The following is a 16,238-nucleotide window of genomic DNA, read 5'->3' on the forward strand; positions in this document are numbered from 1 at the left end:
TCACCGCAATTGGCACTATGATTAATGTCCAGTTTTCAAAAAGTGGACTGCTATGTCATCTCGCCGTTACGGAAGCCAGTCTTTGCAACGCCTGCTCGGACACTGGCAGGAAAGTCCCTCGCGAACGCCCATCTGGCGACAGTTGGCAGAAGCGTTACGTTTGCTGATCCTCGATGGACGGCTGGCGCTGGATAGCCGCTTGCCCGGTGAGCGCGAGCTCGCTGCCGTTCTGCAAGTCAGCCGAACCACCGTCGCCAGCGCCATGGCGCAACTGCGTGAGGAGGGATATCTGGAAAGCCGACATGGTAGCGGTTCACGGGTGATCCTGCCGGAACACATTCGCCATGTGCCTACGCGGACCAGCACTGGCACAGCGCTTGATTTGTCCACGGCAGCGCTGAGTGCCGGTCCTGAAATTCATCAGGCTTACCAGCAGGCACTGTTCGCAATGCCGCAGCATCTGCTGAGCTCCGGGTATCTACCGCAGGGACTGTCGGTTTTGCGTGAATCCATCGCCCGGCATTATTGCGAACGCGGACTCCCGACGCAGCCCGACGAAATAATGGTCGTGAACGGCGCGGTCAGCGGTCTGGCGTTGATCCTGCGTTTACTCACCGGCCCCGGCGATCGCGTAGTGGTAGATCACCCCACTTATCCGCTGGCCATTGCAGCAATACAAGGGGCGTCATGTCGCCCCGTCGGCGTGTCGCTGCCCGAGCACGGTTGGGATACGGCGGGTCTGGTCGCCACCATCGCGCAAACTGCACCGAGAATGGCCTATCTGATGCCGGATTTTCACAACCCGACCGGGCGCTGTATGGACACCGCTACTCGCCAGGTCGTGGCGGATATTGCTGAAAGAACCCACACGACGTTGGTGGTCGATGAGACCATGGTGAACCTGTGGTATGACGCCCCACCGCCACCGCCGCTTGCCGCATTCAATCGCGATGCCCCAATCATCCTGCTCGGTTCAGCAGGGAAAAGCTTTTGGGGCGGATTACGTCTGGGCTGGATTCGGGCGTCGGCGCGTACCATTGCCGCGCTGGTCCAAACCCGCGACACCTTCGATTTGGGCTCCCCGGTGCTTGAACAACTCGCCACCAGTTGGCTGCTGGATAACGCCGAGGACTTTCTTCCTGACAGAAGACGCCGGCTCACATCACAGCGAGACCTGTGCTCGCGCCTGATGAACTCACATTTTCCGGAATGGCAATTTACCCAGCCACAAGGAGGACTCTCTTTCTGGGTTGAACTGCCTGATACGCTGGCGACGCTCTTTGCCACGCGCGCCGAAAGTGCAGGCATTCAGTTGGGAACCGGTACGCGGTTCGGCCTTGATGGCGCATTCGACCGATTTTTGCGTATGCCCTTCACGTTGCCGGATGACACAGCATGTGCCGCCTTCAGAGTGTTGCAACCTATTTGGGATAGCCTGCGTTTGCAGGCCAGCGGCGGGAAAATGCGTAAAATAATCTAAACGACGAGTTAAAGGACTCGCTCTTGAATGCCGTGATGGACGAGGAGGTCCTGGCAATACTACCGCTGAGGAGGAACCGGAAAACCCTTCAGGGAAATCACGAAATTCTCACCGTCTTTCTTAATTTTTGCCCCAGCATCACACCAGTCGGAGGCAATACGGAAGAACTCATCGCTGCCGACATTCCAGCTCAGACGAACGTGTTTCACATAACCGGAGCGCAGCATTTCACAGGCTTCGCCATAATTACAGGCGGTTGAGAGCGATTGTTGTTTCATTTTTTCTTCTTCAGTAATCTTCGCAATGCTTTGATTTCTTTAGGCGTCAGTGCGTCAACTACGGATTCTTCCGTATGCTGGCTATCAATATCCTCAGCGGAGACTCCCACCTCTTCAATGGCGGAAAACGCGATCAGTAGCAGTTTTTCCGTGGCGATACTCAAATTTTCATTATGCACTTCAGCATAATGGCGAAGCTTTTCTTTTAGCGTCTCATCAACTTTGACATTCAATACAGCGGTCGACATCGTAGAAAATCCTTGTGGTCAGCCACAACACACCGGATGTAAGACCATGTCATTACAGCGCAATGGCGGCGGCAAAAGCTCAAATAACATCCCCAAAACACAGTGACAGTATTTGATGACAATAAAATGACGATACGATGACAAAGAAAAGAAGATAAACAGAAGAGAAATTGCCGGACGGCAGAATTGGGTGGGGGCCCTGCCAGCTACATCCCGGCACACACGTCATCTGCCTTGGCTGCTTCCTTCCGGACCTGACCTGGTAAACAGAGTAGTGTTGCGGGAGAACCAACAGAGCCCCCATTGAGAGCGTTGTTAACCAACGCGCAGGCGCATTATCACTGCTGCACCCTGTAATTGCAACCCATCCAGCATCGGATGCTGTTTTCTTGTGCAATGCGGCTTCACTCCTTCGCCATTCGGCATTATGCTGGAGGACTAGCGCAGGAATAAATGATGGATATACAAGACTCTTTCCCCCAACGCGTCTGGCAAATCGTCGCTTCAATCCCCGAAGGTTTCGTCACCACGTATGGCGATGTTGCCCGGCTTGCGGGATCGCCGCGCGCTGCGCGTCAGGTAGGCGGCGTGCTTAAGCGTCTCCCTGAAGGCAGCGCCCTGCCCTGGCATCGGGTGGTCAATCGCCATGGGGCCATTTCGCTGACAGGTCCCGACCTGCAACGACAACGTCAGGCGTTGCTGGCAGAAGGAATAGTGGTTTCAGGAAGCGGACAGATCGATTTACAGCGCTATCGCTGGGTGTACTAACCCTCTCCAGGCGGAGAGGGTTACAACGACTTTAGTACTGCGTGGGAGCCGGAACCGCAGATGACGGATTCACCTGGGTTGGTGAAGTAGACGGAACCGTGGTAGTAGCCCCACCGCTCGCCTGAACCGGTACTGCTGTTTGCTGTACCGGGACCAACGTCAGGTCGGCTTTAGTCCCACCCTGATTGATGACCGTCTGAACGGTATCAGTAATAAAGACCAGTTTATCATTTACCGTAATAGCCGCACTCAGCAGAATACGGGCGTTAGGTTGAATATCTGCCGGGTTGAACGGTAATACAAAGCTGAATGGCGCTTGTTTACCTTCAGTACGAACCGCTTTTTGCGACAGCACTTTTGACGGCGCATCGGCCAGTGAAGCATCTGACAGCGTAACAGTTAGTACCGCATCGGGTGGCAAGGCCACTTTCTGACGGATCCATACTGTACCGGAGACATTTGGCTGCTGAATTTTAGACTGTGTGTCAGAAATTGACGTATTAGGGCTTGGCGCAGGTGTCTGAATATCAGCGCTTTTATCGGCACAGGCCGCCAGAGCGACTGCAACCGCTAAACCACTTACCATGTGCACGAGTTTCATTAAATTCTCCTTATCATCTATGCACCAGCGAGAACTTTCCTCGCCAGAAGAGTGGTTAACAAAAACATAACGTGACTAAGTGTGGCACAAGACAGCTATTTTTGCCTGTAATAGGCCAGTAATTCAGACAATTGCACCCATCGGACCACTTTTAAAATTGCGTTATACTCTGCCTACCTCGCTGCGACATCGATATCACCTGGAGAGCACGTATGAGTCTGGCACTGAAAAATTTGCTGACATTGTTAAATCTGGAAAAAATTGAAGAAGGACTCTTTCGGGGCCAAAGTGAAGACTTAGGGTTACGTCAGGTTTTTGGGGGACAGGTTGTCGGTCAGGCGCTGTATGCCGCAAAAGAAACCGTACCGGAAGAGCGTCTGGTGCACTCTTTTCACAGCTACTTTTTACGCCCCGGCGATAGCCAAAAGCCCATCATCTATGATGTGGAAGTCCTGCGTGATGGTAACAGCTTCAGCGCGCGCCGCGTTGCCGCGATCCAGAATGGTAAACCCATTTTTTACATGACCGCCTCTTTTCAGGCACCGGAAGACGGATTTGAACATCAGAAAACCATGCCGGATGCGCCGGGTCCCGATGAGCTGAAATCAGAAACGGAAATTGCCCGCTCAGTGGCGCATTTGCTGCCGCCGCTGTTGAAAGAAAAATTTATCAACGATCGTCCGTTGGAAGTACGCCCTGTCGAGTTTCATAACCCCCTCAAAGGTCACGTCGCACCTCCGACGCGCCAGGTGTGGATTCGCGCTAACGGCGTGCTGCAGGACGATCTGCGCGTCCATCAGTATCTGCTGGGTTATGCCTCAGACCTGAACTTCCTGCCTGTTGCGCTGCAACCGTACGGGATTGGCTTCCTGGAAAAAGGGATTCAGATCGCCACCATTGACCATTCTATGTGGTTCCACCGTCCGTTTAATATCAATGAATGGCTGCTATATAACGTCGAGAGTACTTCGGCATCCGGTGCCCGGGGCTTTGTACGCGGAGAGTTTTATACCCAGGATGGCGTGCTGGTCGCTTCTACCGTACAGGAAGGGGTAATGCGTAATCGCAATTGAGAATTACCGGATGGTGGCGCAAAAGCGTTGCCATCCGGCAAATTGAGAATCAGGCGTTGTAAGCGTTCTCGCCGTGACTGTTTACATCCAGACCTTCGCGCTCCTGCTCTTCCGGTACGCGCAAACCAACCGTCATATCCGCCAGCTTATAGCCAATGAAAGCCACCACGCCGGACCAGACGATGGTGATCGCCACGCTTTCCAGTTGCACCAGCAGCTGATGCCCCATGGTCACGCCCTCGACAAAGCCCACGCCTCCCAAAGAGCTGGCAGCGAAAACTCCGGTCAGGATACAGCCGACAATGCCGCACACGCCGTGAACGCCAAACACGTCACACGGATCGTCCACACGCAGAAAACGCTTCAGCATGGTCACGCCCCACAGGCCTGCCAGACCCGCAACGACACCGATAATCAGCGCGCCGCCGACACCGATATAGCCACATGCAGGTGTTACGCCCACCAGACCCGCAATGGCACCAGAGCAGGCGCCCAGCAGAGACGGTTTACCACGCAGCGCCCATTCACCGAAGATCCATCCGAGGATGGCTGCAGCGGTGGCGACCACGGTATTGACGAAGGCCAGTGCGGCGATTTCATTTGCCGTACCCGCTGAACCAGCGTTAAAGCCAAACCAACCAATGTAGAGAATAGCGGTACCGGTGAAGACCATCGGCAGGTTATGCGGTTTAAAAGCTTCTTTGCCAAAACCGACACGTTTGCCAATCAGATACGCGCCTACCAGACCGGCAATCGCCGCGTTGATGTGCACAACCGTTCCGCCGGCAAAATCCAGCGCGCCGTGGGAAGCCAGCAAGCCGCCGCCCCAGACCATATGAGCAATGGGGATGTACGACAGCGTTAACCATACCACCACAAAAATCAGCACCGCGGAGAAGCGAATACGTTCAGCCAGCGCACCGACGATTAGCCCAACGGTGATGCAGGCGAACGAGCCCTGAAAAGCAACGTGAATGTACTGGTAGAAGCTCCCCGTTACCGCCGTTAGCGCAATATTCTTCAGCAATACCCAGTTGAAGTTGCCGAAGAAATTATTTCCTTCGCCAAAGGCCAGTGAGTAGCCATAAACCACCCATAAAATACAAACCAGAGCAAATGTCACCGTAACCTGAGTCAGCATCGACAGCACGTTCTTACCGCGAATCAAACCGCCGTAGAACAGCGCAATGCCAGGGATGGTCATAAACAGCACCAACGCGGTACAGATCATCATAAAAGCGTTATCCGCTTTATCCGCAACCGCCGGTGCCGCCATCGCCAGTCCCGGCAGCAGCGCCAGTGAAGCAATACCTGTTTTCATCGTTGCTATCTTCATTTTTTGGTTTCCTATCACTGTGTGCCAGACGTTACAGTGCGGCTTCGTCGGCTTCGCCGGTACGAATACGAATCACACGTTGCAGCTCGGCGACGAAGATTTTGCCGTCGCCAATTTTTCCGGTGTATGCCGCCTTACTGATGACATCAATCACGCCATCCAGTTGGTCGTCGGCAATCGCCACATCAATCTTCACCTTCGGCAGAAAATTGACGCTATATTCAGCCCCACGGTACAGCTCAGCATGACCTTTCTGTCGGCCAAACCCCTTCACTTCGGTGACGGTCAGCCCCTGAATACCAATAGACGACAATGCTTCACGGACGTCTTCCAGTTTGAACGGTTTGATTACCACGGTAACCAGCTTCATAGATCCCCTCCAGTCAGAATTCAGTAGTGGCTGCAGATACACGAGAGGAATATTGCAAGGGATGTGCCAGGAATGAAAAAGGCGGGATGATTCAGGTTCTCAGGGTACTTCCGGGAGAGGAAAAGAAAAAACGCACTATAACGGTGCATAGTGCGTTACATTTTTGCACCAGATTGTTGATTGCCGGATGGCAGCGTAAACGCCTTATCCGGCCTACGAGACCGTGCTGGCCCCAGACCGGATAAGCGCCGCGCCATCAGGCGATAACAGAATCGTCTTGCGTACTGGCGGCTAACTCTTCACCCGCCAACTGTAGCTGATACATCTGCCAGTAACGGCCTTGCGCCGCCAGTAATTGCTGGTGCGTACCACGCTCAACCGCCTGACCGCGATGCAGCACCAGAATGGTGTCCGCATCGACAATCGTCGATAACCGATGTGCAATCACCACCAGCGTGGTGTGTTCACGTACCGCTGCCAGAGCTTGCTGAATGGCCTGTTCAGTACCGGAGTCAATACTGGCCGTGGCTTCGTCGAGGATCAACACCTGTGGCGTTTCAACTAACACCCGCGCCAACGCCAGCAGCTGTTTTTGACCAACGGAGAGATTATTGCCCTGCTCGCCCAGCCGGGTATGAATCCCCTCGCTCAGACCTCGCGCCAGTTCAGCCAGTTGCACGGTCTCCAGCGCCTGCCATACCCGCTCTTCTGAGATATCGCGGCCCAGCGTAACGTTCGCCAGGAAGGTATCTGCCATCACCACCGGATCCTGCTGCACCATGGCGATGCCCTGACGTAACGCACCGTGGCTCAGTGAAGACAGCGGCCGTCCATCAAGGCGGATTTCCCCCTGCGTCAGCGGGTAGTAACCCATCAGCAGGCTGGCGAGCGTGCTTTTACCACTGCCGGTGTGTCCGACCAAAGCCACAAAGCTGCGCGAAGGCACGGACAGACTGATATTTTGCAGCACCAGATTGTCGTCGCGATAGGCAAATGAAACGTTATTCACCTCAATGTCCCCGCTCTTTAGCGGTCGCTCATCTTCACCATAGCGCTGACGTGGCCCATCCATCAGTTCGAACACTCGCTCACCGGCGACAACCGCCTGCTGCAGCATTGATTGCTGAGTGGTCAACTCGATCAGCGGTTCGTTCAAACGGCCGAGGTAGCTGATAAACGCGTACAGCACGCCAACCTCGATCGAGCTGCCAGAGGTAAAACTGAACAGCATCAGCAATCCGCAGAGGATCAGTGCCGAGAAAAGGCTAAGCAGCGGGCGCAACAAAAAACCATCCAGTCGCAGGGTCTGCATACGCGCCATATAGTGCGAGCGGCTTGCTTCGCCCATTCTCTCGCCAAATCGCGCCTGCTGGCGGAACTGCTGGATAACACTCATGCCGTTGATGACTTCGTTAAAGCCATCGTTAATATCCGCCAGATAAGCGCGAACCCGGCGCACAATCGGGGTGCTGTAGCGTTGATAAATCACCATCACCACCAGCACGGCCGGGAAAATGGCCATCGCCACTACCGCCATACGCCACTCAAGGCTGAACATCGCTACCAGCATGGCGCCAATTAATGCCGCGCTGCGCAGGACCGTTGCTACCACCGTCACGTACAGGTCGCGAATAACTTCGGTGTCATTGGTCACGCGGGAGATTAGCTGCCCGACAGGTTGAGTATCAAAGGCGCTGAGCGGCTGACGCAGCGCAGCGTCCATTACGTCGGTGCGCAACTGTTGTACTACGCCAACTGCCGCCTGGTTAAACAGCAATGACTGCGCGTAATGCAGGCCAGCCGCCAGCAGTTGCAGACCGATATATGCCGCAACCAGCCCGGCGACCATCGCCAGCGGCAGATTATTCTTCGCCACCATGTTATCGATAAAATAGCTAATCAGCAGCGGACCGCTGACTTCCGCCGCAGCCGCCACCCACAGCATGACTACCGCAATAGCCAGCTGTTTTCGCCATGGAGAGCCATACGCCAGCAATCTTTTCAGGGTCGGCCATAATTGCCCAAAACTACGCATTAGCCGCCTCCTCGTTTATCTCTGGTGCATCAGTCAGCGCCGCTTCCAGTTGCTGATAGCGGTACATATCGCGATACCAGCCAGGCTGCTGCACTAACGCATCATGCTCGCCGCGCTGGGCAATATGCCCATGCTGCATCACGATAATCTCGCTGGCTTCCGTCAGGGCCGATAAACGGTGGGCGCTAATAATGACGGTTCTGCCTTCGCCCCACTGGCGCAGGTTATGCAGGATCTGATGCTCGGTACGACCATCTACCGCCGACAGCGCATCATCCAGAATCAAGATTTCAGCGTTCAGGAGTAGCGCTCGAGCGATAGAAATACGCTGTTTTTGCCCTCCAGACAGCATCACCCCTCGTTCGCCCACTTCGGTGTCGTAGCCCTGCGGAAGACGTAAAATATCCTCATGAACGCTGGCAAGGCGTGCCACATACTCGATCTCTTCCTGCGTGGCCTGAGGGCGTCCTAACGCGATGTTATTGCCAACGGTATCCGAAAACAGGAATGGCGTCTGGCTGACAACTGCCAGCCGGCTGCGCCAGCTATCCAGTTGTAATCGCGTTAAGGGGATATCATGAAAGCGCACATCGCCGTGGGTGATATCAAAATGACGCTGAATCAGCGACAGCACCGTACTTTTCCCCGCGCCGGTAGGCCCACAAATGCCCAACATCTGCCCAGGTTTAAGCTGGAAGTTCACATTTTCCAGCGCCGGGTGTGCCGTTTGCGGGTAGCAAAATTCGCGAATCGCCACCGCCAGCTCCCCACGCCCTTCCGGTACCGGTTCAGTGCCGTCATCCACCACCGGCGCTTCAGACAGCATGGCGCGAATACGGCTGTACGCCGCGCTGCCACGTTCGACGATGTTAAACATCCATGCCAGCGCCAGCATCGGCCAAATCATCAAACCGAGATACATCATAAAGCTGGTGAGCTGGCCGAGCGTCAGCGAGCCGTGCACCACCATCCAGCTTCCCCCAGCAATCGCCAGTAGGTTAGCCATGCCAATGGCGATATAAATCGTGGGATCAAAACGGGCGTCAATGCGCGCCACGCGCAGGTTTTTCTTACCGGTATCTTCGGCATCGGCGGCAAATAATGCCGATTGCCGATCCTCCAGACCGAAGGCCTTGATCATGCGAATACTGGTCAGGCTTTCCTGAGTACGGTCGTTGAGACTGGAAAACGCCGCCTGCGCCAGCTTAAAGCGGTTATGCAGTCGATCGCCGTAACGTTTGATCATCAACGCCATCACCGGCATCGGCAGCAGCGCAATTAACGTCAGCTGCCAGCTTATCTGCGTTGACATCACGATCAGCACCGCACATCCCATTACCAGCGAATCTACCAGCGTCAGCACGCCTTCTCCGGCGGCAAATACGACCCGATCAACATCGTTGGTCGCACGCGCCATCAGATCGCCCGTGCGGTGACGCAGATAAAATTCTGGATGCTGGCGACTCAACTGACGGTAATAATCTTCCCGCAGCTCAACCGCCAGTTGGTAGGATGCGCCAAACAGCAGCACGCGCCAGACATAGCGCAGCAAATAAACCACCACTGCAATCAGGGCAATTGTTCCCACCCACATCAGCAGCCACTCGGTGGTGAAGCGTTGAGTCGTCACGCCATCCACAATGATCCCGACCACTTTCGGCGGAATAAGCTGAAGGATAGCGATGATGATAAGCAGGGCCACCGCCCCGAGGTAGCGACGCCACTCCCGGCGGAAGTACCAGCTTAATTGAGCAAATAATCGCACGCGTTATGTCCTGACAATATTTCCGGCAATAAGCGCCGGGAGAGTTATTCAATAGGGAGCGCAGTTGTGTATTTAATCTGTTCCATCGCAAAGCTGGAGGTGACGTCAGACAGGCCCGGTACGCTGTTCACCAGGCGCTTATAAAATTCATCGTAGCTTTTCATATCGGCGACCTGCACTCGCATCAGGTAATCATATTCCCCTGCCATACGCCAGAACCCCAGAACCTCCGGCATACCGGTGACTTCGGTGACAAAGCGGCAATACCATTCACTGCTGTGATGCTGAGTCTTAATCAGCACAAACGCGGTCAGCCCCAGCCCCAGTTTTTCTGGATCCAACAGGGCGACTCTACCCAGCAGGATACCGTCATCTTCAAGCCGTTTGAGGCGTTTCCAGCAAGGGGTGGTAGTCAGATTAACGGCATCTGCTAACGCCTGCAAAGAAAGGGTGCAGTCCTGTTGCAGTAAGCTAAGCAGCTTACGGTCAATTTTGTCTAACATATCCACTCCACAGAGAAGAATTTTCTCCTTACATTCTATTTTAAAGGCTAAATGGCAACAATTTTTTCCGTGCTTTTCGCTATTCTTGGCACAAAATGACAAATGGATATCTATTAATGATGAATAGCTCCTGGGTTAAAAACGCCATCAATGAAATCAACGCGGATTATCAGCGTTCTGCGGATACGCATCTCATTCGTCTGTCGCTACCGGCGTTCCCGGGCATTCAGATCTATTTAAAAGATGAGAGCACGCATCCCACCGGGAGCCTGAAGCATCGTCTGGCGCGTTCACTGTTTCTGTACGGATTGTGCAATGGCTGGATTAAAGAAGGCACCACCATCATTGAATCATCGTCCGGTTCAACGGCGGTCTCCGAGGCTTATTTCGCCCGACTGTTAGGGCTGCCGTTTATTGCCGTCATGCCTTCCTGTACGGCGAAGCGTAAAATTGAACAGATTGAGTTTTACGGTGGTCGCTGTCATTTCGTGGAAAGCGCCTGTGAAATCTATGCGGCCTCTGAACAGCTGGCGCGTGAGCTGAACGGTCATTACATGGACCAGTTCACTTATGCTGAGCGCGCTACCGACTGGCGTGGCAATAACAATATTGCTGACAGCATCTTCCGTCAGATGCAGTGCGAGCCCAACCCCGTCCCCCGCCATATTGTGATGAGCGCCGGAACCGGCGGCACCTCTGCAACCATTGGCCGCTATATTCGCTGTCAGGGCTACGATACTCGCCTGATGGTGGTGGATCCGGAAAACTCAGTCTTTCTGCCCTTCTGGCAGGATCGCGATGCAACGTTACGCAGCCCGATAGGAAGCAAAATCGAAGGCATCGGCCGCCCACGTGTCGAACCCTCCTTCATTCCTGACGTAGTCGATGAAATGCTGCGCGTGCCGGATGCCGCAAGCGTGGCCACCGCACACTGGCTGGAAACGCAGTTGGGCCGCAAAGTCGGCGCTTCAACCGGCACCAACATGTGGGGAACGCTGCAACTTGCCGCCCGTATGCGCGATGCCGGAGAAAGCGGTTCACTGGTCACGCTGCTGTGCGACAGCGGCGAACGCTATCTTGAAACCTACTACAACCCGCAGTGGATCGACACGCACATCGGTGATTTAACGCCGTGGAAAGCGGAACTCACCCGGCTTCTGAACACCCATTAATGGGATAAAAAAAAGCCAGACGCGAAGTCTGGCTTGCTGGAAGGGATCTCTCATTCGGGGGAATAAGGTAGATGCGGATTCTCCAGCCAATGCGTCAAAAAGTGTGACACCGCCTGATTGCGGCAATGCCCAATCACCGACAAATGCGGCAGTTCAGCAATCAGTTGTGGCATCGCGTTGCCCATAATCAGGCCGCGCCCAACGCTGCCTAACATTTCGCGATCGTTCATGGCATCGCCAAACGCCATACATTCGGCCATTGAATAACCTAAGTGGTCGCTTAGTACCGCCAGCGCCGATCCTTTATTACAGCCCACCGGCAGCACCTCAAGGCAATCAACCGCGGAAAAACAGAGATTTGCCTGCTCACCCAGGGCCTCATTCAGTTGAATGCGTAATTGGATCAGGGAGTCATGATCCCCACAGAAACAGACTTTCGTTACCTGATGAGCCGGGATACGTTTCACATCGACGATCTGGTAGCGAAATCCGCTATACACATGCGCCTGTAGCAGCGATGGGATCTCTTGTCCGGTGAACCAACCGTTGTCATTAAAGACATGCATGCTGGCTGTAGTATCCCACTTCTGATGTAACACGATATCCGCCACAGTCGGATCCAGATCCTGACGGTGCAATACATCGCCCTCAACAGAGTGAATGCGCGTGCCGTTACCCGTGATCAAAAAGGCGTCCAGTGAGATAGAACCCAAAATATGGCGCATCTCCAGCACATGGCGGCCGGTGGCAAATGTCAGGGTGATCTCGCGTTCACGCAGGCGCGCCAGCGTTGAAAGCGTTTCGTCACCTAAATGGTGATTCGGCATCAAAAGGGTGCCATCCATATCAAATGCAGCCAGACGAGCCATTTCTTTCTCCACACTGTGACGCGGTTAACTTGTGATTCAGTATCACCTGAGATATACGGAAGTAATAGTGAATAGATAAAATGAATTGTTCCGGGTTTATTACACAAAATCATTCAAGTTGCATCCAGGCGGCAAGTGAGTGAACGTCCAGGAGCATGCAGTGACTGGGATGAATTAACGCCGCCAACAAAGAGGCAGCTTGAAGGATGACGTGTATATGAGATTGTTGAATCGCCTGAATCAGTACCAACGCCTGTGGCAGCCGTCGGCGGGAGAACCGCAGTCGGTGACCGTCGGGGAGCTGGCAGAACGCTGTTTTTGCAGCGAGCGCCACGTGCGTACCCTGCTGAAGCAAGCGCAGGATGCTGGCTGGCTGGAGTGGGACGCCCAGTCGGGGCGTGGGAAACGCGGGCAACTGCGCTTTTTGGTGACGCCAGATTCGCTACGCAGCATTATGATGGAACAAGCGCTGCAAAAGGGGGAGCAACTTAGCGTACTGGAGCTGGCTCAGCTGGCGCCGGGAGAATTAAGAACGCTGCTCCAGCCGTTTATGGGCGGTCAGTGGCAAAACGACACGCCAACCCTGCGCATCCCCTATTACCGCCAGCTCGACCCTTTGCACCCTGGATTTCTCCCTGGTCGCGCAGAACAACACCTCGCCGGACAAATATTCTCGGGCCTGACCCGGTTCGACAGTATTACGCAACGCCCCTGTGGAGATTTAGCCCACCACTGGAATATCTCCGCCGACGGCCAGCGCTGGGATTTCTATATTCGCTCCACCCTGTACTGGCATAACGGCGATGCGGTCAGCAGCACACAGCTACATCAACAGTTGCTGAAGCTGTTAGAGCTACCCGCGTTAAATAAGCTGTTTATCAGCGTAAAGCGCATTGAGGTGACGCATCCCCAGTGCCTAACCTTTATTTTGCATCGCCCCGACTTCTGGCTGGCGCATCGTCTGGCAAGCTACAGCAGTCACCTGGCACATCCCGAACTCCCGTTTGTTGGTACCGGTCCGTTTCGGTTGACGCTATTTACCCCAGACCTGGTGCGCATCGAGAGTCACGATCACTACCACCTGAGTCACCCGCTACTAAAAGCCATTGAATACTGGATAACCCCGCAGCTTTTCTCCCAGGATTTGGGCACCAGCTGTCGCCATCCGGTTCAAATTGCAATTGGTAAACCCGAAGAGCTTCCCATGCTAAGCCAGGTAAGCAGCGGGATCAGCCTCGGTTTCTGCTATCTCACTCTCAGAAAAAGCGCGCGGCTGAATACGCAGCAGGCCCGTCGCCTGGTCAATATTATCCACCGCTCTTCCCTGCTACAAACGCTTGATGTGGATGAAAACCTGATCACGCCAAGCAATGCGCTGCTGCCGGGATGGACGATCCCCCAATGGGATGAACTGGACGACGTGCCGCTACCGGAAAAACTTACGCTGGCCTATCACCTGCCGGTAGAATTGCACGCCATGGCTGAACAGCTTCGCCAGGCGCTGGCGCTACTCGGCTGTGAATTAACGCTTATTTTTCATAATGCTAAAAACTGGGATGGCGACCATCCTTTAGCCCAGGCCGACCTGATGATGGGAGACAGGCTGATTGGCGAAGCGCCTGAATATACCCTCGAACAGTGGCTGCGCTGCGATCAGCTCTGGTCACATGTATTGAGCTCGCCGGCATATACTCATCTGCAAACCACCCTGGATGCCCTGCAAATCCAGGCCGATGAGGACGATCGTCATGCGGCTTTACAACACGTTTTCGCCTCGCTAATGCATGATGCGACCCTGACACCGCTGTTCAATTATCACTATCGTATTAGCGCTCCGCCGGGCGTGAACGGCGTACGCCTGAATCCTCGCGGCTGGTTTGAATTTACCGAAGCCTGGCTACCGCCCCCGTCGGCGTGAAGAAGCTGGTCGGCGACACGCCCAGGCGCTACCATAAGGGTTTCGTTATTTGTCAGGAAAAACCATGAAACGTGCCGTTGTTGTATTCAGTGGGGGTCAGGACTCCACAACCTGTCTGGCGCAAGCGCTGCATCAGTATGATGAAGTACACTGCGTGACCTTTGATTATGGTCAGCGCCATCGCGCTGAGATTGATGTCGCACGTGACCTGGCCTTAAAACTTGGCGCGCGTGCGCACAAGGTACTTGATGTAACGCTGCTCAGCGAACTGGCCGTCAGCAGCCTGACCCGCGATAACATTCCGGTACCCGATTACGAACCGGATGCGAACGGCATTCCCAATACCTTTGTGCCAGGGCGCAATATTCTGTTTTTAACGCTGGCGGCGATTTACGCGTATCAGGTGCAGGCGGAGGCGGTCATTACCGGCGTTTGTGAAACGGATTTCTCTGGATATCCGGACTGCCGAGATGAGTTCGTCAAAGCCCTGAACCATGCCGTAAGCCTGGGAATGGCGAAAGCTATTCGCTTTGAAACCCCGCTGATGTGGATCGATAAAGCCGAAACCTGGGCACTGGCCGATTACTGGGGCAAGCTGGACCTGGTACGCGAAGAAACGCTGACCTGCTATAACGGCATCAAAGGTGACGGTTGCGGTCACTGCGCGGCCTGTAATCTGCGCGCCAACGGCCTGAACCATTATCTGGCAGATAAACCGGCAGTGATGGCGGCAATGAAGCAGAAAACAGGACTAAAGTGATCGTTTTGCCGGATGGCGGTGCACGCACCTTATCCGGCTTTCGACATTCACCGTGGTCAATATCGCCCGTAAGCCTGATAAGCGAAGCGCCGTCAGGCTTTCTTCCATCACTTCACCATCTGCTCCAGTTTTTCGCGCAACTCCCCTTCCAGCGGTAGCGCCTTTTGCGTTTTCAAATCAATACAGACGAAGGTGATCAACGCGTCTGCCACCACCTGTCCTTCCGGCTCCAGGGTGATAGTCTGGTTCAACACACCGCTTTTGCCATTTAGCTGTTGCACCTGACTGGTAATGGTCAGCAGGTCGCTCAGCACCGCAGGGCGGCGGTAGTTAATGTTAATATTCACGACCACAAAAGCGATGTTGTGTGCGGTCATCCACTGAAAGCTGTCGCTGTTTTCCAGACCATCCCAGCGGGCTTCTTCCAGAAACTCAAGATAGCGAGCATTGTTAACGTGCTGATAGACATCAAGATGAAAACCACGAACTTTGATTTGTGTTTGCATAGCGCAGGAGCCTTACGTTGTTTTTATAGGAACACTTCAGGGTAAGAGGTCATAACTGGTATGACCTCTACAGTCTGGCAAACTTTCAGCACTCTGCAAGTTATTAAAGTGTTAAAACTGCCAGATTGCGCTCTACCAGCGAACTCCCCATGCCCGGCACCTGCTTTAAGTCCTCCACCGTTTTAAACGGCCCGTACTCCTCACGATAGCTCACAATCGCCTGTGCTTTCTTCAGACCTACGCCATTCATGACTCGCGCTAAATCCTCCGCAGAAGCGCTGTTGATGCTTACCCTGGTGCCTTCATCATCGCTCGCTTTAGCCGGTTGCGTGGCTTTGCTTTGTGCTACTCCCGTAGCATCCGCTTTGGCTTGAGTCGCCTGGCTTTTGGCGACTGGCTCTGCAGCCAGTGCGCTTTGAGCCATACCGGCGCAGGTCAATGAAAGGGTAATAAGCAGGGCTTTGATTCCATGTTTCATACTGTTTTCTCCTTGTTTGTTAACAGTGGAATCACGATAGCGAGGTGCAGAACGGCAGACAAACGGCAAATATCAGAA

Annotated in this window: 16 protein-coding genes, 1 other RNA gene and 1 pseudogene; 6 read left to right on the top strand and 12 right to left on the bottom strand. The window is 54.2% G+C overall.

The annotated features are described in order from the left end of the window. The first annotated feature begins 52 nt into the window (after positions 1–52). Entirely contained in the window at positions 53–1,480 is a 1,428-nt protein-coding gene (locus tag HV334_RS18160; RefSeq protein ID WP_047501908.1) for a PLP-dependent aminotransferase family protein, read from the top strand. Between the two features lie 59 nt (positions 1,481–1,539). Here the strand turns inward: HV334_RS18160 and HV334_RS18165 are convergent, their stop codons facing one another. The 3 genes from HV334_RS18165 to ffs all read right to left on the bottom strand — a co-directional run bounded on the left by HV334_RS18165 (position 1,540) and on the right by ffs (position 2,300). Further along, positions 1,540–1,758 carry a hypothetical protein gene (locus tag HV334_RS18165; protein ID WP_016152066.1) on the bottom strand — a complete coding sequence of 73 codons (219 nt, stop codon included), beginning with the start codon at positions 1,756–1,758 and terminating at the stop codon, positions 1,540–1,542. Next, the gene (locus HV334_RS18170; RefSeq protein WP_047501909.1) at positions 1,755–2,006 is read right to left on the bottom strand and encodes a hypothetical protein; all 252 of its coding nucleotides are present in this window, start codon (positions 2,004–2,006) and stop codon (positions 1,755–1,757) included. The genes HV334_RS18165 and HV334_RS18170 overlap by 4 nt, the downstream gene beginning before the upstream one ends. A gap of 197 nt (positions 2,007–2,203) precedes the next feature. Further along, positions 2,204–2,300: signal recognition particle sRNA small type (gene ffs, locus HV334_RS18175), an RNA gene on the bottom strand. Positions 2,301–2,450: 150 nt separating this feature from the next. Between ffs and HV334_RS18180 the strand changes: the two are divergent. Beyond that, a pseudogene (locus HV334_RS18180) lies at positions 2,451–2,774 on the top strand (MGMT family protein); the annotation flags it as partial. A gap of 31 nt (positions 2,775–2,805) precedes the next feature. Here the strand turns inward: HV334_RS18180 and HV334_RS18185 are convergent. Continuing rightward, a complete protein-coding gene (locus tag HV334_RS18185) occupies positions 2,806–3,375 on the bottom strand; it encodes a YbaY family lipoprotein (protein WP_016152063.1) in 570 nt (189 codons plus the stop codon). A gap of 212 nt (positions 3,376–3,587) precedes the next feature. On the opposite strand from HV334_RS18185, the gene tesB reads away from it, so the two are divergent. Beyond that, on the top strand, positions 3,588–4,448 hold the full coding sequence (gene tesB, locus HV334_RS18190) for an acyl-CoA thioesterase II (protein ID WP_016152062.1): 861 nt from the start codon (positions 3,588–3,590) through the stop codon (positions 4,446–4,448). A gap of 49 nt (positions 4,449–4,497) precedes the next feature. Here tesB and amtB read toward each other — a convergent pair whose 3' ends face one another. The 5 genes from amtB to decR all read right to left on the bottom strand — a co-directional run bounded on the left by amtB (position 4,498) and on the right by decR (position 10,457). Continuing rightward, a complete protein-coding gene (amtB, locus tag HV334_RS18195) occupies positions 4,498–5,784 on the bottom strand; it encodes an ammonium transporter AmtB (protein ID WP_181220740.1) in 1,287 nt (428 codons plus the stop codon). Positions 5,785–5,815: 31 nt separating this feature from the next. Continuing rightward, positions 5,816–6,154: a P-II family nitrogen regulator gene (glnK, locus tag HV334_RS18200; RefSeq protein WP_003021657.1), complete on the bottom strand. Its 339-nt coding sequence runs from the start codon at positions 6,152–6,154 to the stop codon at positions 5,816–5,818. Between the two features lie 256 nt (positions 6,155–6,410). After that, the gene (locus HV334_RS18205) at positions 6,411–8,189 is read right to left on the bottom strand and encodes a SmdB family multidrug efflux ABC transporter permease/ATP-binding protein (protein WP_181220741.1); all 1,779 of its coding nucleotides are present in this window, start codon (positions 8,187–8,189) and stop codon (positions 6,411–6,413) included. After that, positions 8,182–9,954, bottom strand: a complete 1,773-nt coding sequence (locus HV334_RS18210) for a SmdA family multidrug ABC transporter permease/ATP-binding protein (RefSeq protein WP_049042315.1) — start codon at positions 9,952–9,954, stop codon at positions 8,182–8,184. Before HV334_RS18210 ends, HV334_RS18205 begins: the two co-directional genes overlap by 8 nt. Positions 9,955–9,998: 44 nt before the next feature. Then, complete coding sequence (gene decR / locus HV334_RS18215) at positions 9,999–10,457, bottom strand: DNA-binding transcriptional regulator DecR (RefSeq protein ID WP_016152059.1); 459 nt, start codon at positions 10,455–10,457, stop codon at positions 9,999–10,001. A gap of 116 nt (positions 10,458–10,573) precedes the next feature. On the opposite strand from decR, the gene HV334_RS18220 reads away from it, so the two are divergent. Continuing rightward, positions 10,574–11,629, top strand: coding sequence for a PLP-dependent cysteine synthase family protein (locus tag HV334_RS18220; protein ID WP_181220742.1), 1,056 nt, complete (start codon positions 10,574–10,576; stop codon positions 11,627–11,629). A gap of 50 nt (positions 11,630–11,679) precedes the next feature. On the opposite strand, the gene cof is transcribed toward HV334_RS18220, so the two are convergent. Then, complete coding sequence (gene cof / locus HV334_RS18225; protein WP_181220743.1) at positions 11,680–12,498, bottom strand: HMP-PP phosphatase; 819 nt, start codon at positions 12,496–12,498, stop codon at positions 11,680–11,682. A 217-nt stretch (positions 12,499–12,715) separates the two neighbouring features. Here cof and HV334_RS18230 point away from each other — a divergent pair, with 217 nt between their 5' ends. Beyond that, complete coding sequence (locus tag HV334_RS18230) at positions 12,716–14,416, top strand: SgrR family transcriptional regulator (RefSeq protein WP_047501917.1); 1,701 nt, start codon at positions 12,716–12,718, stop codon at positions 14,414–14,416. Between the two features lie 64 nt (positions 14,417–14,480). After that, complete coding sequence (gene queC / locus HV334_RS18235; protein WP_181220744.1) at positions 14,481–15,176, top strand: 7-cyano-7-deazaguanine synthase QueC; 696 nt, start codon at positions 14,481–14,483, stop codon at positions 15,174–15,176. Between the two features lie 107 nt (positions 15,177–15,283). Here the strand turns inward: queC and fadM are convergent, their stop codons facing one another. Further along, positions 15,284–15,682 carry a long-chain acyl-CoA thioesterase FadM gene (fadM, locus tag HV334_RS18240; RefSeq protein WP_016152055.1) on the bottom strand — a complete coding sequence of 133 codons (399 nt, stop codon included), beginning with the start codon at positions 15,680–15,682 and terminating at the stop codon, positions 15,284–15,286. Positions 15,683–15,785: 103 nt separating this feature from the next. Then, on the bottom strand, positions 15,786–16,160 hold the full coding sequence (locus HV334_RS18245) for a helix-hairpin-helix domain-containing protein (protein ID WP_047416882.1): 375 nt from the start codon (positions 16,158–16,160) through the stop codon (positions 15,786–15,788). Between the last annotated feature and the right edge of the window lie 78 nt (positions 16,161–16,238).

The organism is Citrobacter sp. RHBSTW-00944 (assembly GCF_013615435.1).
Taxonomy (GTDB): Bacteria; Pseudomonadota; Gammaproteobacteria; order Enterobacterales; family Enterobacteriaceae; genus Citrobacter; species Citrobacter braakii.